This is a genomic window from Thermoflexus sp. (assembly GCF_025055495.1).
In the GTDB taxonomy this organism is placed as follows: Bacteria; Chloroflexota; Anaerolineae; order Thermoflexales; family Thermoflexaceae; genus Thermoflexus.
In genome coordinates, this window is record NZ_JANWXB010000403.1 from 1 (window position 1) to 23,346 (window position 23,346).

The following is a 23,346-nucleotide window of genomic DNA, read 5'->3' on the forward strand; positions in this document are numbered from 1 at the left end:
GGGGCGCCGCCTTCGGCGGCGCCCCAGCCCCAAAACCCGCGGGAGAGCTCGGAAGCTGCCCATAGCCTTCATTGCTTCCATAAGCGGCAGCGAACTCACCGCATGCGTCCGTAAATTCCCAGAAGCCCAAGCCCTCTGGATTCTCCTCCCTGAAGCCCTTCGAGGCCCGAAGAGGAAGAATCCAAAAAGGAGGCTGCATGAGCAGCCTCGTGTAATTCGTTAGTAACGAAACACTGTCAGCTGTAATAATTAGAATCTGGTCAAAAGCCTTGCGCAAATGCATTTCTTTTTTATAATAGACATTAAGGTCTACGTCCATTGCTACGAGCAGACAGGGGATCGTGAAGAGGGGCAAAGCTGTTTGGGGCAGGGCTGCTCAGGTCGGTCTGCTCCCTGCTCAAAGACTAAGGAACCCTCAAGGAGGTTGCGATGCTTGCGAACATCCGGAAAGCGCCCGCAGAGGAAGCCGGAGATCAGGATCGCCTGATGGCTTTGCTGGCTTACATCATCGGGATCATCGTCCCCCTCATCATCCTGCTCACAGATATGAAGAACCGCCCCTTCCAGAAGTATCACGCTGTGCAGGCCCTCGTCGCCCAGGTCGCTTTAACGGTGATCTTCTTCGTTCTGGGGCTGATCCCCCTCATCGGCTGCATCACTCCTCTCCTGAGCCTGGCCGCGCTGGCGCTGTTCATTTATTACGGAATCCAGGCTTATCAGGGGAACTACTTCGAGATCCCCATGATCACCGCCTTTGCCCGTCAGCAAGGATGGCTTTCCTGAGAACGGGAGGCTGCGAGCAACGCCTTCCCGGTTTGCGCCGTCGGCCATTGTCTGAGAGATTGAGAAGGGAAGATCATCCTCTTTATTCCCCTTCTACTTCTAAAATGGGTTCTACACCGGGAAGCGGCGTGGAAGAGTCTGGGAATTCGGGGGTCGGAGTTGCGCATCTTCGGCGATCAGCTCCGACCCCAAATTCTTATTCGCACCGCCCCTTTGAGCGGTAGGCAATCGAAACGGAACCATCCTGCGCGGCCATCGCCAGTGCCCGAAGAGCGCAACGGTCCCTACGCCCTTAAGGCGCGATGAGATCAGAACAACATATCCACGAGATCCCGCTCGCGAAGCAACCGCCGGCGCCAGGAATGAATCTGGGGCACGATAAAGGGAAGCAGTCGCATGCAGTAATAAGGAGGGATAATCGGGACGCCCACCAGATCCCCAAAGGTGATCAGCAGAAAGAGGTGTTCCATGGATCCTCTCTGGCGCATGCTCGCCCGCACCATATCATGCAGGGCCATGCCATACAGGATCTCACCAATGGTTCGCCCCAGACGGCGCACGGGCTCCAGCTTCATTCTGTTCCCTCCTTTCGGATCCGATGGGATAATTAGGACGCGGATGACGGGTTACAATCTTAGCGCTCCTCATCGTTGGAGAACAGCGCCCTAGCCCCTCGACGAAGCGCCCCCCCATCAACCCTCAATCGGAAGCCTCCGGAGGAGCCTGACGTAACACCCACAGGAGCGCTCCCGCCAGCAGGGCCAGGGCCAGGGCCTTGTAAAGGGCAGAGGGGATTAACAGCGCAATCCCTCCAGCGACCGCCGCAAAGCCGTAATAAGCCAACCGGATCTGGTGAGGAGGCCACCCGGCATCCAGCAGGCGGAAATGCAGATGATCTCGCCCCCCCTGGGTGGGCCGCCGCCCTCGACGCCATCGATAGGCGATCAGCCACGCCACATCCGCGATGGGCAGCGCCATGGCCATCACGACCGTGGCCACCTTCGCGCCGCCGATGATCGACAGGACCCCCAGAGTATAGCCGAGGAAGAGCGCTCCGGAGGATCCCAGAAACAGACGAGCAGGCGACCAGTTCCAGGGGAGGAACCCCAAGCAGGCCCCCGCCAGGGCCGCCGGGAGCAACGCCACGCTGTGCTGAGGCGGATCGAGGCGATAGCCCGCGTGTAGAAACAGGACCAGTGCCACGATGGCCACTACTCCGCTGGCCAGGCCATCGATTCCATCCAGCCAGTTCACGGTGTTCATCATCCCCACCAGCCAGAAAACGGTCAGCAGAACGACGATCAGCGGCGGAAAATAAAGCGGGCGTCCGGTTAAGGGGTTGTTCACATATTCGATGAAAATGAGAAAAGGAAGGGCCAGAAGGGCGATCGAGGCTTGGCCCAGCAACTGCGGCCCTGGGGGGAGTTCCCGTCGATCATCGATCAGCCCCAGGATCAGGCTGAGCGTCCCGCCCAGCAGCAGGCCTGCCAGGCGGATGATCTCTTTTGGATCAAAGCGGGGAATGGGAAGGATCTGCGCGAAGAGGACGGCCACGACGAAGGCCAGCCAGAGCGCCAGGCCGCCGGTGCGAGGGATCTCCCCGCGATGCCGCCGACGTCCCCCCGGTCGATCCATCATCTCCAGACGATAGCCCAGATGCGCTGCCAGCGGGGCCGATCCCCGCGAAAACAGAAACGCGATCAGGAATACCAGCAAGGCCGCCAGAGGGAAGGGCATCCTCGCTCCGTTCCGGTTGTCTGCAGGAGGGATAGGGCTTCATGGCTGAGGCAGATGTCTCAGCGATCCGCTCTTAGAGAAGATCTACGATGAAATCGCTGAGCCGCGGCTGATCCGATCGGCGATGCGACGGATCTGCTGAAAGACCTCCCGGGCCGAGATCTTCCGATCCATCGGGAATCCCACATGGATCTGGAGATGATGGGGTTCCGTGCGCCGCACGGACAACCGGGCGATATAGGGATGGCAACGGCTCAGATCGCCCAGGCATTCCTCGATCACCTGCGGCGCCATCGCCCCCCGATACGCTAAGCGTCCCCCAGCCAGATCCATGTTCTCCCATTCCCTCCAGATGATCCGTTGAAGGATCTCCCGTCCGGTCCACATCGTCGGGTTGCCCCATTCGCCCTCAAAGGCCGGAGGCTGCCGGAGCCGTGCCCGCACGATCATCAGATCACGCCGCCCACGCCACCGGGAGAACAGCCACAAGAAGGGCACATCCCGGGGCTCGAAGACCAGCAGGAGCTCCACCTCCCGGAAAGGGGTTTTCGCCTCCCGCATCCTCAGCCGAACCAGCGACGTCCCCACCCACTCCAGCGTGGTCCGCTCACTGAGCAGCGGCAACCCATCCCGCATCCAGCGCAAAAGACGATGGCCTTTATGGACGTTCCATTGCATGCCCAGGAAAAACCACCCGACGATCAGGATGGCTCCTGTCATCAGGATCGGCACGCCCCAATCCATCCCCTGACCCCCATGGGCGGATTTGCCTTCATTATAAAACGACTGCTACTGGAGTGCTCTCCCCAGCCGGCCCAGAACCAGGGCTTGATTTCGATGGGATAGAGGTTACCCAGCTGGACTCCTCAGCGGTTCGCCTCCTCGGGAGACTTTGCGCGCCTCTCCACGTCCCTTCAGACCGTGGTGAGGGGGATGCAGGGGGGCATTCCCCCGCGTCCGATCGGTTCCCAACTACGTGATCTCTACAAAAATGTGGGGGGCCGCCGAAAGGTAACCTGCCCCCATCCTATCCTGGAAGAGAAGCACTAACCTGAATTAAAATAACTTAACCTGCGGTCCATCTTTGGGAGCCGGTGAAGTCGCCTCCAGCGGCCCACCGCCCCATATTCCCTCCGGGCTGTCGGAAGGAATCCCAGATCGCAGAGGCCCTTCATGTCTCGCGTTCGTCTGGATTTTCTCCTGGTGGAGCGGGGATTAGCAGAGAGCCGGGAGCGGGCCCAGCGGTTGATTCGCGCCGGCCGGGTGCGAATCGGGGATCAAGTGGTGGATAAGCCGGGAACCCTGGTCCCCGCAGATGCGCCGATCACGGTGACCGAGCCGCTTCCCTATGTGAGTCGAGGCGGCCTCAAGCTGGCTGCGGCCCTGGCTCGCTTCCCCCTCCCGGTCCGGGGAGCCGTTTGCGCGGATGTCGGCGCTTCCACCGGGGGTTTCACCGATTGCCTGCTCCAACACGGCGCCGCCCGGGTTTATGCCATCGACGTGGGCTACGGCCTCCTGGACCTGCGCCTGCGTCAGGATCCCCGGGTGGTGGTGATGGAGCGGACCAACGCCCGCTACCTGAGCTCGCTTCCGGAGCCCATCCACCTGGTGACCATCGATGTTTCTTTCATCTCCGTTCGCCTGATCCTTCCCAATGCGTATCGCTGGCTGGTTCCAGAAGGCCATGCGATTGTCTTGGTGAAGCCCCAGTTCGAGGCCGGTCGCTCCGAGGTCCGGCGCGGCGTGGTGCGCGATCGGGCGGTCCACGAGCGGGTGCTGCGGACGCTGATCGAGGGGAGCATCAGCCAGGGCTGGCGGCCCCGGGGGCTGATCCCCTCGCCGCTGCTCGGGCCAGCCGGCAATATCGAGTTCCTGCTATGGCTTCAAAAAGGGGAAGGACCAGCGGATCTGGACACGATGATCCGCGAGGCCTTCGCGGAGCTCGAGGCGCATCCTCCTTCGCGGGAATATTAAAACCCGTTCGAAGACGGAGCGCGCTTCGGCTGTGAGGGATCTAACGTCGAAGATCGGACTCTCTATTCTATTCTGCCGTGCTACCCGGCGCGTTTCTACACCCGAAAATTCCCAACCTTATCGGACGGGGAGGGCTGCCTCCAGCAGTCTTCTCCGCAGGGAGAACCGCTCGGAATGAACCCACAAGCGTCTCGCCCGCATCGATGGCGATGGGTGGTTATGGGCTTCGCCCTGCTCAGCCTGGTGGCGTTCTGCGGCCGGATGCCACGGCCGTTTTCCCTTCCCTCTTCTCCCTCTCCAACCCCTACGGTGACCCCCACCGCCACCGCAACCCCCTCTCCGACTCCCTCGCCGACGCCCACGCCTACTCCCACCCTTTCCCCCAACGAATGGTTGATGCGAGCTCGATCCGCGATGCGGATTGGGGCGTTCGAGGAGGCGGCGACGGCCTATGCGGCTGCGCTTCAGGGCCCGCTGTCGGCGGAACAAGCGGGGGAGGCATGGCTGGGAAGGGGACGGGCGTTGCTGGCGGCCGAGCGGCCTGCGGACGCAGCCCAGGCGCTGGGCCAGGCGCCTTTGGAGTCCCTACCTCCCGAATGGGCGAGATCGCTCTGGGCGCTCCTCGGGGACGCCCGGCGACAGGCGGGGGATCCAGCAGGGGCGGCCGAAGCCTACGCCCAGGCGTTGGCTTCCGGCTCTCCACTGACGGTGGAGCTGCGGATGCGGCGGGCGCTGGTCCTGCGAGAGGCCGGTCGCTGGGAGGCGGCTGCGGCGGAGCTCCGGGCCGCGCTCCCCCTTGCCCGGGACCGAAGTCAAGAGGCGGCGATCCGCGAGCAACTGGCGGAGACCTTAGAAGCCCTTCAGGCCCACCCCGCCGCTCTGGAGCAGTATCAGAGGATCCTGGCCTTCGCCCAGAATCCCGCTTACCGGGCCTTGATCACATGGCGGGCCGCTGAGGTCCTCCTGAGGGCTGGGCAAGCCCAGGTGGCCTATGATCAGCTCCAGCGCCTGATCCGTGAGGCCCCGAACACCCTCGGGGCCTATAACGCGCTGGTCCGCCTGGTGGAAGCCGGGATCCCGGTTCCGGATGACCTGCGCGGCCGGATCGATTACTTCGCCGGACAATGCCTCCCGGCGGTTCAGGCCTTCGAACGCTGGATCGCCGCCCACCCCGAGCACGGCGATGCCCACTACTACGCCGCGCTCTGCTATCGGAATCTGGGGAACCGGAACGCCGCCCACGCGCACCTGGACGCTCTGATCCGGGACCATCCGGAGGCCCCCCGCTGGGCGGAGGGATGGCTGGAGAAAGGGCGGCTGTGGATTCAGGAAGGCAACTCAAAGGCCGCCGTCGACCTCTGGCGGCGCTTCCTCGCCCGCTTTCCCGATCACCCCTTCGTCCCCCGCCTGCTCTGGGAGGCCGGACGTCTCCTGGAACGGAACGGCGCGGAGGCATCCGCGGTGGATTTCTACCGCCAGCTGGCGGAAGGATCTCCCGCCGATGCCCGCGCTCCGGAAGCCTGGCACCGGCTGGGAGTGCTGGCCTACGCCCGAGGGGATTTGGTCACAGCAGCCTCCGCCTGGGAGGCCTTGCGGAACCGGTATCCGGGCTCGCCATGGGCGCTGACCGCTCGATTCTGGCTGGGGAAGGTCGCCATCGCCCGCGGCGATCGGGCCCGCGCAGAGGCGGAATGGCAGGCGGTTGCCACCCAGGCCGCCGGGCGCTTCCTTGGAGAGCGGGCGCGGATGCTCTTGAACGGTCAGGATTCCCTGGAGGGAGGGCCTGTGCCGGCCTTTCCGGATCCGGAGGCTGGACGGGAGGAAGCGGAGGCTTGGCTGCTGAGCCGCCTGGGGATCACCGATACCACCGTTTTGCAGAACCCGCGCGTTTTATCGGATCCCGCCTGGCTGGCGGGCGAGGAGGCCTGGCGGATGGGATGGGTGGAAGAGGCCCGCCAGCTCTGGACGGGGGTGCGTCAGCGCCTGGATGAGGATCCCCTCGCCCTTTATCAACTGGCGCTGGCCTTTCGCGCACAAGGAGCCGATGCCCTGTCCTTGCAGGCCGCGGCGCGCCTGCTGGCCCGCCTGGGCGTTCGGCCCCAGGAGGCCCCACCGTTCCTCGCCCGTCTGGCCTATCCCACCCCCTATCCCGAGCAGGTGCTGGCCGAAGCGCAGCGTTACCAATTGGATCCCCTGCTCCTCTATGCCCTGATACGCCAGGAGAGCCTGTTCGATCCCTACGCCGTCTCCTCTGCTCAGGCCCGCGGGTTGATGCAGATCATCCCGCCGACGGCCCAGGCCATCGCCGGGGCGCTGGGGCAGCCCTACCGGGAGACCTGGCTGTATCGGCCGCAAGTGAATATCACCTTTGGCGTCTATTACCTGGCCCGGCAACGGGATCGCTTTGGGGGGAATCTGTGGGTCGCCCTGGCGGCATATAATGGAGGACCCGGGAACGCGGCTCGATGGTGGGAAGCCGCCCGAGGGGATGTGGATCTTTTCTATGAACGCATCACATTTGAGGAAACCCGGCGTTACCTGGAGCGCATCCTCGAGCACCTCAGCGTGTATCGATCGCTATATGCCTCCCATTCAGACAAATAGGGCTGGGCCTATCCCCCTCCAGGGAATTTTGGGGTGGGCGGGGCCGCCATCGGAATTTGCCCCTTCCCCTACCCCTCCCCACGCTGCTTCGCAGTGTGGGGAGGGGTGACCGGGCAGGTGGCCAAGCTGCCCACCCGGTCACCCCCGATCCCAAGTCTGCAACAGAGCGTATTCAATTGCCTATCCCCACCGCTCGAAGGACCCTAGGAAGAGGGAGAGAGGCTGGCCCCGCATAAGCGGAAGGCTCGGACAGGGAGTTGCGCTGTCCCTTCGTCTGGAGTTGAGCAGACATACGAGGGGGCTTTCCCCCCATCGTTCACGGGCCGACCAGAGATTTCGCCAGCCGCTCCTTTACGAACGTGATCTCATCCTCCCGGGTCCGCACCTCGCCATCCAGGCGGGCCGCTCGCAGGGCCCGCAACATCCGCCCGATGGCGGGGCCGGGCGGGACCCCCAGCCGCCGCAGGTCATCCCCTCGCAGGATTGGTCGCACCCCTCGCCAGTGATGAGCATATTGATAGAGGTTCTCCCGGGCCCGGCCTGGAGGGGCCGCGACCCAGATCACAAAAAGGGCCGCCGCTGGATAAGAGTCCAGGTGCTCGGCGATAGTGCTGGGCTTCAACGGCTCCGCCAGCCGATCCAGCTTCCCCCTCACGTCGTGAACGCCTCGCAACACGTCCGCATCCCGCGCGGGGAAGCGCAACCGGCGGATCGCCTGCTCCAGTTGGTCGGAGGGCAGACGATAGACTATTAACCCCCACCCGGCTAAGATCCGCCAGCGTTCCGGTGCCCCTTCGATCGCTTTCCACTCTCCCTGCTCCAGCGCGGTCCGCATCGCCCGGAAGCGCTCCTGCAACCACTCATCCGCCTGAAGCCCGGGCATCACGAACGCGAGCGCCCGCCATTCCTCCAGCCGGGCCAGAATGCGCTCGGGTTCTGCCTCGGCCAGGATCAGCTCCATCTCGTGGCGGATCCGCTCCCCGCTCACCCGAGCCAGGAGGTCCACCGCATGGTGGATGAGCTCCTCGGTCCGGGGCTCCACCCGGAACCCCAAGCGGGCCTCCAGACGGGCCGCCCGGAGGATACGAGTGGGATCTTCCACGAAGCTTAAGGAATGCAACACTCGGATGAGACCCCGCTGAAGATCCTGAAGCCCGCCGTAGAAGTCCAGGAGCTCCCCGAATCGATCCGGGTTCAGGCAAACCGCCAGGGTGTTGATCGTGAAATCCCGCCGGTGTAGATCCTGCTTGATCGAGCTGGGCTCCACCTGGGGCAGGGCGGTGGGGTGGGCATAGAACTCCCGGCGGGCGGTGACGAAGTCGATGGCCTTTAACCCCTCCACCCGCCCGGCCGGCGTGGTGATCGTCACCCCTTCCAGCAACCATTTGGCCGTCCCAAAGCGCCGATGAGCCACCACCCGCCCCCCGTGATGCTCCCGCATGGCGTCCGCCAGGGCGATGGCATCCCCCTCCACCACGATATCCACATCGACGATGGGATGGTTCAGGATGAGATCGCGGACCAAGCCGCCCACGAAATAAGCGATGAAGCCCATGGACTGCGCCGTCGCGCCGATCTCCCGCACGAGGGCCAGCCAGGCGGGTGGGAACGCAGCCTCCATCGCCGAGGCCACGCTGAGGCGAGGGCGCACCCGCAGACGCTCTCCCCACAGCTTGATCAGGTCAGTTCGGGTGACGATCCCCACCACCTCGCCGTCTTCGACCACCGGGATCTGTCCCCAGCCGGTCTCGATCATCAGCCGCTGCACCTTCTCCACCGGGTCGGAGGGGAGAACGTAGACCTCTCCCTTCTCCATCACCCGTTCTACGGGCTGACCGCTCAGGCCGTGCTGGAGTGCTCGATCGACGGCGCGGCGCGTCAACAATCCGATGACCCGGCCACCCCGGACCACCGGGAAGCCTTCATGGCCGGTCCGCTGCATCTCCCTCGCCGCCTCGCCGATGGGGAGATCGGGCGGAAGAACACGGACCCCACGGGACATGATCTCCGCCACCGTCACGGCAGGCCGGATGTAATGGGGCAGGATCCGCAGAAGCTCCTCTCGCACCTCTGCGAGGGAACGATCCCGGATCACCGCCGCCGCGGCCCGAGCATGGCCACCGCCGCCGAAGTGAGCGGCCACGCCACCGGCATCGATGTCATCCGTGGTGGTGCGGCAGACCATCTGGATGTGCCCGTCGAATTCCACCAGCATGAAGAGCGCGGACGGCTCGAAAAGATCCCGGAGCCGATGGGCGACAGTGGAGACCTCCTCCATAAAGCCATCAGCCCGGGCCGCGGCGATCACCACGATATGGCCTTCGATCTCGCGGGTCTCCGCCGACTCCACCAAGCGATCATACAGGCGGCGCTGGGCTTCCGACATCGGATGATGGAGGAACTCGCCCAGAATCGTGAGATCCGCTCCGCGCTCAATCAGCCAAGCGGCAGCCCTCAGATCGCGGGAAGTGGTAGAGGGATAGGTCAGGGAGCCGGTGTCTTCGTAAATCCCCAGCAACATCAACGTGGCCTCCACCCATGTCAGGCCGATCCCCCGCTCCGCCAGCCCCTCGACCAGGAGCGTGGTGGTCGCCCCGACGGGCTCGCCATGGTAGGTCCAGCCGGGAGGCAGATCCCGCGCCAGCGGATGGTGATCAATGATCTGCACCCGCGTCCGAGGCCCCATCCCCCGCACCGTCGCCATCGTCTGGGCATCCACCAGGATGACCTGATCCACGGGGCGCCGGACGAGCTCATCCGGGAGCATAAACGGCAGCTGATCCCCATACAGGTTGAGGAAGGCGCGCACATTCCGGTTCACCCGACGGGGGAGCACCGGGATCGCCCGCGGGTAGAGCTTGGCCGCCGCCAGCTGCGCGGCCACCGCGTCGAAATCTGCGTTCTCGTGAGTGAGGATCAGGGTCAGGCCCTCTTCCATCGGTCGCTCCGCCAATCTCTCCACGCCGCTTCCGATTCCCACGACGGATGCTATTCGACTTTTCCGATGACAACAGTTCTTCGAAGTCCGCTCAAAAACAAAGGGCTCTACCAAAAGCCTGCGATCGGGCAAGCCATGAATCCCCAGCCGGGAGCGCTGTAATGGCAGCATGACAGCGCACTAAGGTTGGATCCCTGTCCCGAACTGACGATCGCCGGCATCTCCCAGGCCCGGCACAATGAACCCGTGGGGGTTCAGATGGCTGTCTACCGCCGCCACATAAACAGGGATCTCCGGATGGGCCCGGGCGAAGCGTTCCAATCCCTCGGGAGCAGCGATCAAGCCCACAAAGACAATATGCGGAACCCCCCATCGCTTCAGGATATCCGCCGCCGCCACCGCTGATCCGCCGGTCGCCAGCATCGGGTCCAGAATAAAACACCAGGTCACCGTGGGCTGGGGAGGCAATCGGTTGTAGTATGCGATCGGCTGCAGGGTGCGCTCATCGCGATAAATCCCGAGATGCCAGACCTGGGCCTCGGGGAACATCTGCAGGGCGCTTTCCACCATCCCGAGCCCGGCCCGCAGGATGGGCACCAGACCGATGGTTCCCCGCAGGCGCTGCCCTCGAGCTTCCCCCATGGGCGTGCTCACGGGGACCTCCTCCACTTCCAGATCCTGGGTGGCCTCGTATAACAAAAAGGGAGTGATCTCTCGAAGCAGCTCCCGAAACCGCTTGGGGCCCGTTCGCTGATCCCGCAACTCCGTGAGCTTGTGCTGAACGACGGGATGGCGCACGATCCGAATTTGAGCCATGGTCATGCTCCTGAGAGGGAAATCTTTTGACCGGACAAGCTCTACAGAACCAGAAAGACCATCGGATCCAGGATATCCCCATATGCTCCGTTTCGCGCGCCCTCTTTTTTCACCGTTAGATGGATAAATCCTCTGGATCCCGCTCGCCCCAGAGGCTGTCCGGTTTGCACCCACTCCCCCGCTTGCACCTCCAGAGCGCCCGGCATGAGATGACCGTAAACCGTTACATAAACGCCGTCCGTCCTTTGATGCTGAATCCGAACCTGTGTCCCGTAGGGATGATCCGGACGCTCGGCCGCCATCACGACCCGCCCTTCCGCAGCCGCATAAACCGGTTCACCGGGCGAGGCATGAAAGTCCACCCCTTCATGGCCCGGCAACCCCCACGCCGCAAAGGATACCGGATCGACTCCGAAGGCGCGATGGATCACCGGGGATTTCACCGGAGGATGCAGCCAGCGTCCCGATGGATGGACGGGCAACCCCTCCAGGGTCCCCCGAAGGATCTCCAGCCCCTCCTTTGGAACCCAGCCCGGATGGGCTGCATCCGGGAAAGCGATCTGAACCCACTGGCCGTCTGCAGTCTGTGCCAGGGCCTCGCGATCCGCACCCGCAGGAAGCTGGCCCAGGATCGGCGCTCCAGGATCTGGATCCCGACGGACCACCCGGGGGGCTTGGGCGCGAACCTGCGGAGGCTGTGCCAGGAGGACCGGCACCGTCTCCGGGATCCCGGCGATCACCCGGGTGTAGGCGGCCGCGATCCAGGCCCGTTCCCGACGCATGGGATCCACGATCGCCCACCACGCCCCATCCGCGCTCTGGCCCACCACCTCCACCTCCGTGCCAGCCTCCAGGCGACCGATGATCGGCGCAGAGAATCCCGGCCCGCTCCGGACGTTCAGACGATCCGTGGTGACCACCCAGAGCCCTCGGCCCAGGCGGGTGCCATGGGCCGTCCGAGCGTCCAGGATCCGTTGCAGGCGCTCAGGAGTTGAGGCGAAGAGCGGATCCAGACGAATCGAGGGCCGGCGCTGACGCAACCAGGCGGCGGTATGGCCCGGGCGGCCATCCGGGAGGACCAGCGACACGATCAGCGGATCGCCTGGAAGCGCCAAGGCGATCTCCGGGTTCATGATGGGGATCACCCGGAACCGCTCCACATAGAGGCGCGAGGCTTCCATCCATCGCCAGTCTGCCCCTGCGGGCAGGAGCAACACATGCCACACGGTGTTCATCGATCCTCTGCAGGGCAGATCGATTGCTCAGAAGAGAGGCACCGAGGCAAACCCCGTAAGCTTTGGGAAGGTTCGGTGGCGGAGCCAGGCACCTTCGACACCCAGCTCCCCCCCGAGCTCCCCGAACCCTAAGCGATCCCTCACGCACCGCGAGGATTTGCAGCGGCGGGCCTGGGACCCGCCCCGACTCCATTCCTATTCCGACAGAGTCCTCAATCTGGCGGCTTCTTCATCTCCTGGGATCCCACCGCTCCCCTCGCAGCGATGATCGATGGCCGGCGATGATGCCATGGTGTGGCCTGCTCGTAGGCATAAGCCGCCCGCAGGATCTTCTCCTCGCCCAGGGCGGGCCCCAGGATCTGCAAGCCGATCGGCAAGCCATGGTTATCGAAACCGCAGGGGAGGCTGATGCCGCAGATCCCGGCCAGGTTCGCCGTGATGGTGAAGATGTCCGCCAGATACATCTGAAGCGGGTCCGCGGTGCGCTCCCCAAGTCGGAAGGCTGTCGTCGGGGAAGTGGGACAGACAATGACATCCACCTTCTCAAAGGCCTGCTCGAAATCCCGTCGGATCAGGGTGCGCACTTTCTGAGCTTTCAGATAATAGGCATCATAGTAGCCGGCCGATAGCGCGTAAGTCCCCAGCATAATCCGCCGCTTTACCTCCGGTCCGAATCCATGTCCGCGAGTCAGGCGATAGGTATCCCAGATGGTTTCCCCCTGGATCCGGAGGCCATACTTGACGCCGTCGTAACGGGCCAAGTTGGCCGAGGCCTCGGCGGGGGCGATGAGATAGTAAGTCGGCAGGGCATAGGCGGTGTGCGGCAGGGAGACTTCGACCACCTCAGCTCCCAGTTCGGCCAGCACCTCGATCGCCTCTCGAACGGCCGCCTCCACCTCGGGTTGCATCCCAGGGGTGAAATACTCCGGCGGAATCCCCACTCGCATGCCCTTCAGGTCAGGAATCAGAGCCCGGGTGTAATCGGGAACCGGCGCAGGCCATGAAGTAGCGTCCTGCGGATCCGGTCCTGCGATCCACTGCAACAGGATCGCCGCATCCCGCACATCTTTGGTGATCGGCCCGATCTGATCCAGGGAGGACCCGTAGGCGACCAAGCCGTAGCGGGAGACCCGGCCATAGGTCGGCTTCAATCCGACCACCCCGCATAGCGCCGCCGGCTGGCGAACCGAACCCCCTGTATCCGTGCCGAGGGCGCCCGCGCACAGGTTAGCGGCTACCGCCGCGGCGCTGCCTCCCGAGGAGCCTCCCGGCACCCGTTCCAGATCCCACGGGTTGCGCGTGGGACCGAAGGCGGAGTTCTCGGTGGACGAGCCCATCGCGAACTCGTCCGTGTTCGTCTTCCCCAGGAACACCCCGCCAGCCTCTCGCAATCGGGTCACCGCCGTGGCCTCATACGGCGGAACGAAGTTCTCCAGGATACGGGAACCGCATGTGCAGCGCACACCCTGCACGCAAATCACATCTTTAATGGCCAGAGGGATCCCATTGAGCGGGGGGTGCGGCACCCGCGGATCCCGCCGCCACGCTGCCCATCGAGCGTCTGCTTCCCGCGCTTGCGCCAGCGCCAGATCCGGGGTCACCGTCAGATAGGCATGCAAGATCGGATTCAGGGCCTCGATGCGCGTCAGATAAACCTCCGTGAGCTCTACAGCCGAGATCTCCCCCCGGCGCAAGTGCTCCAGGGTCTCGTGGATCGTCCATTCATCAGGGGTCATATGCAAGCCTCCTTACCTTGAAGTCGGCGAAGCCTCAGCGCTAACGTTTGGCAGATCCTCACCCCGTCGGCTCCCGAAGCGCCGATCTTCTTCTCCCCCTTCGCCACGGGGAGCCTCTCATTCGAACTCCAGAATCGGCTGCACCTGGAAACAGCCATCGGCCTGGGCGGGGGCGTTCTGAAGCAACCGTTCCCGCGGCATCGGCTCACCCGGCTCATCGGGTCGGAACACATTCCGGATTGGCAGGACCGTTGCCGTGGGGGCGATGCCTGAGGTGTCGACCTCCTGAAGCTTGCGGAAATAATCCAGGATGGCAGAGAGCTGCTCCGCATACAGGGCTTTCTCTTCCTCCGTTAAAGCCAGCTTGGCGAGCTCTGCGATGTGCTCCACTTCCCCACGGGAAAGCGCCATGGCGACCTCCTTGGATGCAGACCGGATGAGGGATAGGGCTCGCTCCATGCTTCCGATTATAGTGGAGATGGGGGGGCGCGATCGATTCGTCCGGGGAGATGTTAGGAGCGGGCGGGACTACCGAAGGCGGCCCCGCTCGCTCCCAGTGGTTTCTCTAAACAGCGTCGGGGATGGCCCCTTCAGGCCATCCCCGACGCATACGCTCTCCAGGGTATTGGAGGGAGAATTAGGGGGGCAGATCACCCTTCCTTCCCATCCTCCTCAGGCGCCAGATCGAGCAGGCCCAGCGGCAGGCGCGGCAGCTTCGGCTTCTCCTCCTCCCGCCCAAATCGGATCACCTCACCGGAATCCGTGATCGCCTCCACCGACACCGCGAGGGATTGGAGCTCCTTCACCAGCACCTTGAAAGAGGCGGGCAATCCGGGCTCTTCAATCTTCTGACCCTTGACGATGGCCTCGTAGGTCTTGACGCGGCCCTGCACATCGTCGGACTTGACCGTAAGCATCTCCTGGAGCGTGTAGGCCGCGCCGTAAGCCTCCAGCGCCCAGACCTCCATTTCGCCGAACCGCTGCCCGCCGAACTGCGCCTTGCCACCCAGGGGCTGCTGGGTGATCAGGGAGTAAGGGCCAGTGGACCGGGCGTGCACCTTGTCCTCCACCAGATGGGCCAGCTTCATCATGTAAATCACGCCGACCGAAACCGGCCGATCGAAAGGCTCACCGGTCTTGCCATCGTAGAGGATCATCTTGCCCAGGATCGGCATCGGCTGTCCTGTCTCCAGCATCACCTCCGTGGCCCGCTGGCGGATCCGCTCATCGGGGATGTCTCGCGTGTCCACCCCGAAACGCTCCATCCACAGCCGCAGCCCCACCAGGATGGCCTTTTCATCCGCTTTCCGGCGCTCCTCCGGGGAGCGCGGATCATCCTCGAACACCAGGATCTCATCCGGATCGTAGCCCCTGTCGCGGAGCCACTCGCGGAGATGGCTGCGCCGGGCGTAGATCTCATCCGTGGCCAGGCGATCCACATCGTAGCCCCGAGCACCCAGGATCGCCGAGAGATAGAGCAAACGGGCCTCCTCATCGTCCCGGAGCTCCGAGAGATCGTAGCCGTGGGCTTTCAACCAGCTCCAGCACTGGCGCCGGGCATCCTCCCAGGCCGTGTCGATCATCCAGGCGCGGGCCAGTTCCGCCTCGATCTCCTGCTCATCGGCCCCGTCGAACACCGGTGTGATCGCCCGGAAGCCCAGCCGCGAGGCCGCCCAGCCCAGATGGGTCTCCAGGAGCTGCCCGATGTTCATCCGGCTGGGCACCCCCAGGGGGTTCAGGATGATATCCACGGGAGTGCCATCGGGCAGGAAGGGCATATCCTCAATGGGCACGACCTTGGAGATCACGCCCTTGTTACCATGGCGGCCGGCCATCTTGTCGCCCTCCGTGATCTTCCGCCACTGGGCCACCGAGACCCGCACGACGGCGTTCACGCCCGCAGGGAGCTCCCGATACTCGTCCCGGGCGAAGAACTTCACATCGATCACTTTCCCGTGCTCACCGTGCGGCATCCGCAGCGAGGAGTCCTTTACATCATGGGCCTTCTCCCCGAAGATCGCCCGGAGCAGACGCTCCTCCGGGGTCATCTCCCGCTCGCCCTTGGGCGTGATCTTGCCCACCAGGATATCGCCCGGGCCGACCAGCGCCCCGATGCGGATGATCCCGTTCTCATCCAGATCCCGGAGCTGTTCCTCGCCCACGTTGGGAATGTCCCGCGTGATCTCCTCCGGGCCCAGTTTGGTCTCACGAGCCTCGGCTTCGTGCTTCTCGATGTGGATGGAGGAATAGATATCCTCCCGCACCAGTCGCTCGCTGATCACAATCGCATCCTCAAAGACCTGGCCCTCCCAGGAAAGGAAGGCCACGACCAGATTGCGGCCGAGGGCCAGCATCCCCTGATCCGTGCTGCTGGAGTCGGCGATCACCTGGCCCTTCTTCACCTTCTGGCCCTTGAAGACCAGAGGACGCTGGTGGATACAGGTGCTTTGATTCGACCGCTGGAAACGCCGCAGCGGATAGCGATACAGCCGCCGGTTCGCGCCCCGGATCACGATCTCGTCCGCGGTGGCCTGGACGACCTCTCCATCGACCTCGGAGAGGAGGACGTGGCCGGAATCCCGGGCAGCTACCCGCTCCATCCCGGTCGCCACGATGGGAGCCTCCGGGCGCAGGAGCGGCACCGCCTGACGTTGCATGTTGGAGCCCATCAGGGCGCGGTTGGCGTCGTCGTGCTCCAGGAATGGAATCAGGGAGGCGGAGACCCCCACGATCTGCCGCGGGGCGACATCCATGTAGTCGATCCGCTCCGGGACCTCCATCATGAACTTGCCCATATGACGGGCGGGGACGCGGGCCTGCTGGAAATGTCCCTTCTCGTCCAGCTCCACGTTCGCCTGGGCGATGACGTAGCGCTCCTCCTCATCGGCGGTGAGATAAACAATCTCCTGGGTCACAAAGGGCTGGACCTTGATCTCCTCCAGCGGCAGGCGGGCGATCCGCTGGGCCAGGGCCGCGTCCACCTCCGTCCTGGCCGGCGCGATCATCTCCCCGGTCTCCGGATCCACCACGTCCTCCCGCAGGATCCGGCCGATCAGGAGCTCCGGCCGGTTAGGCACCGCCCGCACCACCTTCCGATAAGGGGTCTCGATAAACCCGAACTCGTTCACCCGGCTGTAGATCGCCAGCCGGCCGATCAGACCGATGTTCGGCCCTTCCGGCGTCTCAATCGGGCAGATCCGGCCGTAGTGACTGAGGTGGACGTCCCGCACCTCGAAGCCCGCGCGCTCCCGCCGCAGACCCCCCGGCCCCATCGCCGAAAGGGTGCGCTTGTGCGTGAGCTCCGACAGCGGGTTGGTCTGATCCATGAACTGGGAAAGCTGACTCGAGCCGAAGAACTCCCGCAGCGCGGCCATCACCGGACGGATGTTAATCAGCTGCAGCGGGGTGACAGTGGCGGGATCGGCGATGCTCATGCGTTCCTGGATCACCCGCTCCATCCGGCGCAGGCCTACTCGCATCTTGGCCTGGATCAGCTCGCCCACCGTGCGCACCCGCCGGTTGCCCAGATGGTCCATATCATCGGGCGGCCGTAGTCCGTTGTTGATGCGGATGATCTCTTTGATGATGGCCACAATGTCCCGTTTGGTGATCGTGCGATGATGAATCGGAATGGAGAGCTCCAGCCGTCGGTTCATCTTATACCGGCCGACCCGATGCAGATCATACCGGTGCGGATCAAAGAGCTGGGCGGCGAGGAACGAATAGGCGTTCTCCAGCGTCGGCGGATCGCCCGGGCGCATCCGGCGGAAGAATTCGATCAGGGCCTCCTGGGCTAGGGTGCGACCCTCCCGGGGCTCCAGCCGGCCCTCCTGGCGGATCGTGCTGAGGATGTAGGGATGATCGGGATGGGTGTCCACATCCTTAAAAAGCTCCAGGAGCTCCTCGTCCGTCCCCTCTTTCAGGACATCGCTGATCCCGTCCTCCAGCGCAGCCAGGGCGCGCAGGAAAAGGGTGACTGGCACGGTGCGACGGCGGTTAAAGCGAAGGATCAACAGGTCATTGCGCCGGGTCTCGAACTCCAGCCACACCCCCCGATCCGGGATCAGCTTAGCCATCGCCAGAGGGCGGCCCAGCGAGGGATCCTCTTCCACGTCGAAGTAGACGCCGGGCGAACGGATGAGCTGGGAGACCACCACCCGCTCTGTGCCGTTATAGATGAACGTGCCGTTGCGGGTGATCCACGGGAGCTCCCCGAAGAAGACATCTTTCACCATGGGCTCCCGCCCGGCTACGATCAGAGCCACCTGAACCCACATCCCCCGCCCGTAAGTGAGATCCCGCTCCAGGCACTCCAGCTCCGTATGCTTGGGCTCGTCGAACCAGTAGCGCAGCCTCAGTTCCCTGGCCACCGGGTTGTTGCCCGGGAAATACAAACGCATCTGGCCGTTCAGGCTCTCGATAGGCGAGATCTCATCGAAGAGCTCCCTCAAGCCCTCTTCGACGAACCACTGAAACGATCGATGCTGGATCTCGATCAGATTCGGCGGCTCCAGGATCTCCGGGATATGCGCGTAGCGCTTCTCGCCGTTGATTCGAATCATATGGATCGCTCCCTCCGACTCAGGCTTTCACGCTTGGGTAGCCGTGTTGTGGATGACTCGGGATTTCAATTCCGAGGTGAGCAAAGCCGTCGGAGTCGGCCTTGAACACCTCTCAGTCCCTGGATGAGGCCATTCGCAAGTTCATCCATGGCCCAGCGGGATCAAATAGCGCTCCATCCAAGTGGCATCAAACATTCCAGTGGGATCTGGCGGTTTCGCCTCGGGGGATCCGATGGGAGACCTCTGGATGGCCCCCATCGAGGATCTTTTCCGGCTCGCCGGGAAACCACAAATGAATCTCCCTCTCTTCCAGCCACTGGCCTCAGGAAGGCCAAGCCAGCTCCACGCACAAGGCTTCCGGTGGTTTTCCATGGGGTTTTCAGCATCGCAAATCAAAAGTATAACAACAAACCCGATTGATGTCAAATCATTCCGCTCTGCACATTAGGCCTCCCGAGCCCTCTACCGCATAGCAGCAAAACCCTCTCCCCATGGCCCTCCGGGCCGCGGGAAGAGGGGAAATTGAAGATCCTCGCTTGCACCCTCTTTGTGAACCGCTCAACGGGCACGAACGTGCCCCACGAAGGGTTTCACGGTGCAGAGTGGAGAATCGACGACCCTTCACCTCGTATCCCCACTCGCGTTCCCTTTGTGAACCCTTCACGGGCACGAACGTGCCCTACTACAAACGAGGGATTTTCGTTGGTAGTCGGGCACGTCCATGCCCGTTCTTTATTGAGACTCGCGGAAGGACTGAATCGGAGACTCCACCAGGGTTTCCGCTTCCCGCCAGGCCCTCTAAGCGACGCCGGCATCCCGCCCTCTGGCCCGCTGCGCCCTCCCGATGCGCATCAGCCACCGATAGCCTTGCAATAACAGCCAGAGGACACCTGCCCATCCCCATCCATAGTGCTTGGCCGTGAAGCGGATCAGGCTCTGATCATACCACCGGATGGCTAAGTCCCGCTGCGGCTGGGAAGCGCCGCCCCAGTGCACCACCTGGAAACGTGGATCATACACGATCCGCCATCCCGCCCGCCGCATCCGCCGGCACCAGTCGTTGTCCTCAAAGTAAAGAAAAAACCCCTCGTCGAGCAGCCCCACTCGCTCGATGACCTCCCGGCGCACCAGCATGCAGGCCCCCGAGACCCAATCCACCTCGATGGGCTCCTCCACCTCCCACCGATGCATCGGCCCCCGCCCGAGGAGCGCCCGCAGCCCTCGTCGAAGAAGATAGATCGGGGATGGATCGCCCCCGAAGGCGAAGGGCTGGGGCCTTCCATCCGGCATGCGCAACAGCGGGGAAAGGGCGCCTACGTCCGGCCGGGCCTGGAGCGCCTCCGCCGCAGCCGCTAAGGTATCCGCGGAGGCCTCCACATCCGCGTTCATCAGGACGATCACTTCCCCCCGGGCCCGCCGCAGGCCCAGGTTCATCCCGGCCGCAAATCCCCGGTTCCGTTCGCTGCGGATGAGCTCCGCGCCCGGAAAACGCCCTGCGATGGCCTCCGCCGTCCCATCGGTGGAGCCGTTGTCTACCACAATGACCTGCCAGCCCCGGGCGAGGGCCTCCTCGTAGAGGCCTGCCAGACAGCGCAACGCCAGCTCCCGCGTGTTGTAGGTCAGGATAACAAGGGAGAGCGCCTGGTCCATGCCGGATATGCCGGATCGCAAACCCAATGGTCGGAGATGAAGACAGGCGGCAGAGCTGCCCGCCCGGTTGCCTTCCGATCGAAGGGCCTGAAAGACGCTGAGGGGGAATAGCCCTCCGTTTCCCATCCCAAAACTCACTGGTCGCCAGAGGAGCCTCGCCCCATGATCTTCCGGTAGAAGTCCAGCGTCCGACCGGCGATCACCTCCTGGCTATATAGCGAGACAGCGCGTCGGTATCCCCGTTCGCCCAGCTCCCGGCGCAGGCCGGGATCTTCCATCAGGCGGCGGAGGCGATCCGCCAAGGCCGCGGCGTCCCCCTCTGGGAAGATCAGCCCCGCGTCCCCCATCACCTCCGGGATGGCGCCCGAATCCGAGCCCACTACTGGCACCCCGCAGGCCATCGCCTCCACCAGGACCCGGCCGAACTGCTCTTTCCAGATCGGCGTGGTCCGGGAGGGCAGCACCAGCGCGTCGACCTGGGCCAGCAGCTCTGGCATCCTTTCCGGCGGGACGGATCGCACCCAGCGAACCCGTTCCTCGATCCCCAGTTCCCGCGCCAGGGACCGAAGGAGGGCCTGCTGCGGACCTCCGCCAATCAACCACAGCTCTACACTTGGGCCCAGGCGGGCCGCCGCCTGCAGGAGGATCTCGATCCCTTTCTCCGGGACAAACCGCCCAGCGTAGGCGGCCCGAAACGCCGACGGTTCCGGCCGGCGCTCCACGGGGCGGAACACGCGGGTATCCACCCCGATCGGCGGGATCACTTCAACTGGCCCCCGGTATCCCATCTCCCCCAACACCCGTGTCCCTTCCCGGTTGGCGCAGAGGATCGCGTCCGCCGCCCCGAGGGTGATCCGGAGGACAGCGCGCACGGGCCAGCCCTTGGGGCGGTTGACATTTTGCCAGGTGTGAAGGATCAGCCGGGCGCGAGGGGCGAACAGCCGACGGGCGAGGGCGATCTGCAGCGCGGCCAGGCTATCCGGCTCTTCCTCCGCGTGAATGAGATGGGGCCGGATCGCGATCATGCCGAAGGACAGCGTCCGATAGAGCGCCCGATGCGGATCGCTGGCTCGGCCCCACATCGGCAGGCGGAGGATGCGGCATCCAGACACAGCGGGGTTAACCTCCCGCCGTCCATATTCATCCTCCCAGACCGCCGGGCGCGCCAGCCAGAAGGCGAAGGCCGGATCAGCGGCCATGAGCTCCAGCTTGCGCTCCATGGCGGGCGCGCGATAACGGGCGATGTGCAGCACGCGGATCACACCGGCCGGCACGCCATCGCCTCCAGGGCCATGAAAACCTCCGTCCCGGGGCGCGCAAGCTACGCCCCGGTCCATCCCAGCAGCCGGATCGCTCGCCAGAGGGAGAGGGCCACGGCCCAGGACCGGGCAGTTCCATCCGCCAAACCCCGGGCCAGGGGAGCGGTCACCCGCTCCAGCCATCCCGGCAACGGCAGGGTCTTCCCGATTCAGAATACCCGCGCCGGGACAGCACATGGGAACTGCTCTTGCCGCCGCAGATCAGGCTAGCCCCTCTCACAGGATCAGCCTCCGGAGCAGAGCAGGCATGATCGCCCAGGCCCGTTGGATCGGGTTGCTCCCTCGGTCCCGGGCCTCGTCCAGCAGCGCGTCCAGCATGTGGAGGTGGACATAGACCACCCGCCGCGCCCGCCAGCGCTCCTCCGGGGAGGCGGTGCGCATCGGCGCCAAGGGGCGGAACGCCGGGCAGGAGAGGATCTCCGTCAACCGCTGCATTCGGTGGAGATACGTGTGCTCGCGGAGCGTGCGTTGCTGTCCGGCCCGGGCGATGGCCTCGCGTTCCTCCTCGTGGGCCAGGTAATAGGCGATTTTCTCCATCAGGTCCTCATCATCTCGATAGGTCACGATCTCCCGCCCCACCGCGAAGAGCTCCTCCAGGCCGTTGGCGACGACGTCGGTGAGGACCAGCGCGCCGCATGCGGTGCCCTCGAAAACCCGCATGGTCACATCGCCCGCAATGCTGCAGTTGAAGACAATCCGGGACTGGCTGTAGATCCGCCCGACCTCCTCGGGCAGATAAGTCCGATAAAAGTCGTTGGTGCGGAAGCGCTCCGCGATCCGCCGCAGCCGGCGGGCGCGAGGGGTTTTGCGGTGAGCCCGGGAGAGGTTCCCCACGAAGCCCACTTCATAGATGCGGGGGAGCTGATGGTCGTAATGGACATCGGGGGCGGCGGCCAGCGGGAGCCAGTAGACCTGGCCGTGGCCCACCACCCGCCGGAAGCGCTCCACGTAATCCTTCTGGGCGACGAAGACGGCGTCGAAGAAGCGAGCGGCCTGCTCCCGCCAGCGGCCCAGATGCACATCGATCAAGTAGCCGGCAGTGGGAATCGGCAAGCGTTCGATCCCGGGGGGGAAATAGCGCCCCGCTGGGTCGATCCAGAGATAGAGGTCGGGCTTCTCCGGCAGAGCAGCGATGATCTCATCCAGAGGTACGGTAGTATCGTAGCCGGGGCGCTGACCACATGGCAGACCAACATACGTGACGGTGTGTCCTAAGGCCCGCAGGGCCCGTTCGATATGATATCCAGCGGCGGTAGGGAACCAGCGATAGCCCAGGGCGATGTGCATCTCATTTTATGCTTTCAGAATTTTCTTATATTGACGACGCAGAGTGTTCATCAATCCTTGATGTATAATTCGCAATCCAAATGGCAGCTGACGTGGATCCGTGACGAATGCATGCATGAAATATCCGAGCGCTCTTATCTTTGGCTCAACATGCCAGGCAGTAGCAAAACGATAATATAGCAACTTGGCCCTAAAAAAATCGGGATATGTATGGAAATTTTCCCACTCTGTGGCCAAGCGCGAGGCTAACCTATTTTGATCATGCAACAGGTTCAGATTTTTCGTTGTGTTAATCACATGTATTCGGTAACCTATGGTCGGTTTATCCAGATAGAACATGGCAAAATCGTGAGCGATCCGGACCCAGGCTAACCAATCTTCTCCACCAGCGGCCTTAAACCTCTCATCAAAATAACCTACTACATCAAAACATTTTCTACGGACCATAACCGTGCTGGTGGTAGCACAGTATTCTACGGTCTCCCACCGAAAATCCCGATGATTGCGTGGAGCCCCCGACACTGAAGATTTCAGCGCTATAGGATGGCCCATCTCGTTAATGAGATATGCGTCAGAAGCCACAAGCCCTACCTCGGGAAACTGATCCAGAATCTCTGCTTCTAGCTTTAATCTACCAGGAAGAGCCACATCATCAGCATCTAAGAACGCAATATAATCACCACTTGAAGCTTGTATGCCGATATT

At 63.7% G+C, this 23,346-nt stretch carries 17 protein-coding genes; 3 read left to right on the plus strand and 14 right to left on the minus strand.

The features are described from left to right. Positions 1 to 429: 429 nt before the first annotated feature. On the plus strand, positions 430 to 783 hold the full coding sequence (locus NZM16_RS13065; RefSeq protein ID WP_295447595.1) for a DUF4870 domain-containing protein: 354 nt from the start codon (positions 430 to 432) through the stop codon (positions 781 to 783). A 308-nt stretch (positions 784 to 1,091) separates the two neighbouring features. On the opposite strand, the gene NZM16_RS13070 is transcribed toward NZM16_RS13065, so the two are convergent. The 3 genes from NZM16_RS13070 to NZM16_RS13080 form a co-directional block, all read right to left on the minus strand. Then, positions 1,092 to 1,358: a hypothetical protein gene (locus NZM16_RS13070; RefSeq protein ID WP_295447592.1), complete on the minus strand. Its 267-nt coding sequence runs from the start codon at positions 1,356 to 1,358 to the stop codon at positions 1,092 to 1,094. Positions 1,359 to 1,482: 124 nt separating this feature from the next. Continuing rightward, positions 1,483 to 2,520 (minus strand): glycosyltransferase family 4 protein, encoded by a 1,038-nt coding sequence (locus NZM16_RS13075; RefSeq protein WP_295447589.1) that lies wholly within the window; start codon positions 2,518 to 2,520, stop codon positions 1,483 to 1,485. 84 nt (positions 2,521 to 2,604) lie between these two features. Continuing rightward, complete coding sequence (locus NZM16_RS13080) at positions 2,605 to 3,264, minus strand: hypothetical protein (protein ID WP_295447586.1); 660 nt, start codon at positions 3,262 to 3,264, stop codon at positions 2,605 to 2,607. A 429-nt stretch (positions 3,265 to 3,693) separates the two neighbouring features. Between NZM16_RS13080 and NZM16_RS13085 the strand changes: the two genes are divergently transcribed. Next, on the plus strand, positions 3,694 to 4,494 hold the full coding sequence (locus tag NZM16_RS13085; protein ID WP_295447583.1) for a TlyA family RNA methyltransferase: 801 nt from the start codon (positions 3,694 to 3,696) through the stop codon (positions 4,492 to 4,494). Between the two features lie 174 nt (positions 4,495 to 4,668). Continuing rightward, entirely contained in the window at positions 4,669 to 7,098 is a 2,430-nt protein-coding gene (locus NZM16_RS13090) for a tetratricopeptide repeat protein (RefSeq protein ID WP_295480779.1), read from the plus strand. Positions 7,099 to 7,414: 316 nt separating this feature from the next. Here the strand turns inward: NZM16_RS13090 and NZM16_RS13095 are convergent, their stop codons facing one another. The 11 genes from NZM16_RS13095 to NZM16_RS13145 form a co-directional block, all read right to left on the minus strand. Continuing rightward, entirely contained in the window at positions 7,415 to 10,036 is a 2,622-nt protein-coding gene (locus tag NZM16_RS13095; RefSeq protein ID WP_295480781.1) for a CBS domain-containing protein, read from the minus strand. A gap of 180 nt (positions 10,037 to 10,216) precedes the next feature. Further along, complete coding sequence (gene upp / locus NZM16_RS13100) at positions 10,217 to 10,852, minus strand: uracil phosphoribosyltransferase (RefSeq protein ID WP_295447575.1); 636 nt, start codon at positions 10,850 to 10,852, stop codon at positions 10,217 to 10,219. A 41-nt stretch (positions 10,853 to 10,893) separates the two neighbouring features. Next, entirely contained in the window at positions 10,894 to 12,087 is a 1,194-nt protein-coding gene (locus NZM16_RS13105; RefSeq protein ID WP_295447572.1) for a peptidoglycan DD-metalloendopeptidase family protein, read from the minus strand. A gap of 212 nt (positions 12,088 to 12,299) precedes the next feature. After that, positions 12,300 to 13,823: an Asp-tRNA(Asn)/Glu-tRNA(Gln) amidotransferase subunit GatA gene (gatA, locus tag NZM16_RS13110; protein ID WP_295447569.1), complete on the minus strand. Its 1,524-nt coding sequence runs from the start codon at positions 13,821 to 13,823 to the stop codon at positions 12,300 to 12,302. 117 nt (positions 13,824 to 13,940) lie between these two features. After that, positions 13,941 to 14,234 carry an Asp-tRNA(Asn)/Glu-tRNA(Gln) amidotransferase subunit GatC gene (gene gatC, locus NZM16_RS13115; RefSeq protein ID WP_295447566.1) on the minus strand — a complete coding sequence of 98 codons (294 nt, stop codon included), beginning with the start codon at positions 14,232 to 14,234 and terminating at the stop codon, positions 13,941 to 13,943. Positions 14,235 to 14,473: 239 nt separating this feature from the next. After that, positions 14,474 to 18,385 (minus strand): DNA-directed RNA polymerase subunit beta, encoded by a 3,912-nt coding sequence (locus tag NZM16_RS13120; protein WP_295480783.1) that lies wholly within the window; start codon positions 18,383 to 18,385, stop codon positions 14,474 to 14,476. Between the two features lie 798 nt (positions 18,386 to 19,183). Further along, positions 19,184 to 20,161, minus strand: a complete 978-nt coding sequence (locus NZM16_RS13125; protein ID WP_295480785.1) for a glycosyltransferase family 2 protein — start codon at positions 20,159 to 20,161, stop codon at positions 19,184 to 19,186. 8 nt (positions 20,162 to 20,169) lie between these two features. After that, a complete protein-coding gene (locus NZM16_RS13130) occupies positions 20,170 to 21,309 on the minus strand; it encodes a glycosyltransferase (protein ID WP_295480787.1) in 1,140 nt (379 codons plus the stop codon). Positions 21,310 to 21,356: 47 nt separating this feature from the next. Beyond that, positions 21,357 to 21,485 (minus strand): hypothetical protein, encoded by a 129-nt coding sequence (locus NZM16_RS13135; protein WP_295480789.1) that lies wholly within the window; start codon positions 21,483 to 21,485, stop codon positions 21,357 to 21,359. 85 nt (positions 21,486 to 21,570) lie between these two features. Then, positions 21,571 to 22,641 carry a glycosyltransferase gene (locus NZM16_RS13140; RefSeq protein ID WP_295480791.1) on the minus strand — a complete coding sequence of 357 codons (1,071 nt, stop codon included), beginning with the start codon at positions 22,639 to 22,641 and terminating at the stop codon, positions 21,571 to 21,573. Positions 22,642 to 22,647: 6 nt separating this feature from the next. Then, the coding region (locus NZM16_RS13145) for a glycosyltransferase (RefSeq protein WP_295480793.1) at positions 22,648 to 23,346 on the minus strand (699 nt) is incomplete at its 5' end.

Excerpts from the sequence above, each read along its gene's own strand:
- NZM16_RS13065 (WP_295447595.1), top strand. The coding sequence starts at position 430 with ATGCTTGCGAACATCCGGAAAGCGCCCGCAGAGGAAGCCGGAGATCAG.
- NZM16_RS13070 (WP_295447592.1), bottom strand. The coding sequence starts at position 1,358 with ATGAAGCTGGAGCCCGTGCGCCGTCTGGGGCGAACCATTGGTGAGATC.
- NZM16_RS13075 (WP_295447589.1), bottom strand. The coding sequence starts at position 2,520 with ATGCCCTTCCCTCTGGCGGCCTTGCTGGTATTCCTGATCGCGTTTCTG.
- NZM16_RS13080 (WP_295447586.1), bottom strand. The coding sequence starts at position 3,264 with ATGGATTGGGGCGTGCCGATCCTGATGACAGGAGCCATCCTGATCGTC.
- NZM16_RS13085 (WP_295447583.1), top strand. The coding sequence starts at position 3,694 with ATGTCTCGCGTTCGTCTGGATTTTCTCCTGGTGGAGCGGGGATTAGCA.
- NZM16_RS13090 (WP_295480779.1), top strand. The coding sequence starts at position 4,669 with ATGAACCCACAAGCGTCTCGCCCGCATCGATGGCGATGGGTGGTTATG.
- NZM16_RS13095 (WP_295480781.1), bottom strand. The coding sequence starts at position 10,036 with ATGGAAGAGGGCCTGACCCTGATCCTCACTCACGAGAACGCAGATTTC.
- upp (WP_295447575.1), bottom strand. The coding sequence starts at position 10,852 with ATGGCTCAAATTCGGATCGTGCGCCATCCCGTCGTTCAGCACAAGCTC.
- NZM16_RS13105 (WP_295447572.1), bottom strand. The coding sequence starts at position 12,087 with ATGAACACCGTGTGGCATGTGTTGCTCCTGCCCGCAGGGGCAGACTGG.
- gatA (WP_295447569.1), bottom strand. The coding sequence starts at position 13,823 with ATGACCCCTGATGAATGGACGATCCACGAGACCCTGGAGCACTTGCGC.
- gatC (WP_295447566.1), bottom strand. The coding sequence starts at position 14,234 with ATGGCGCTTTCCCGTGGGGAAGTGGAGCACATCGCAGAGCTCGCCAAG.
- NZM16_RS13120 (WP_295480783.1), bottom strand. The coding sequence starts at position 18,385 with ATGATTCGAATCAACGGCGAGAAGCGCTACGCGCATATCCCGGAGATC.
- NZM16_RS13125 (WP_295480785.1), bottom strand. The coding sequence starts at position 20,161 with ATGGGAAACGGAGGGCTATTCCCCCTCAGCGTCTTTCAGGCCCTTCGA.
- NZM16_RS13140 (WP_295480791.1), bottom strand. The coding sequence starts at position 22,641 with ATGCACATCGCCCTGGGCTATCGCTGGTTCCCTACCGCCGCTGGATAT.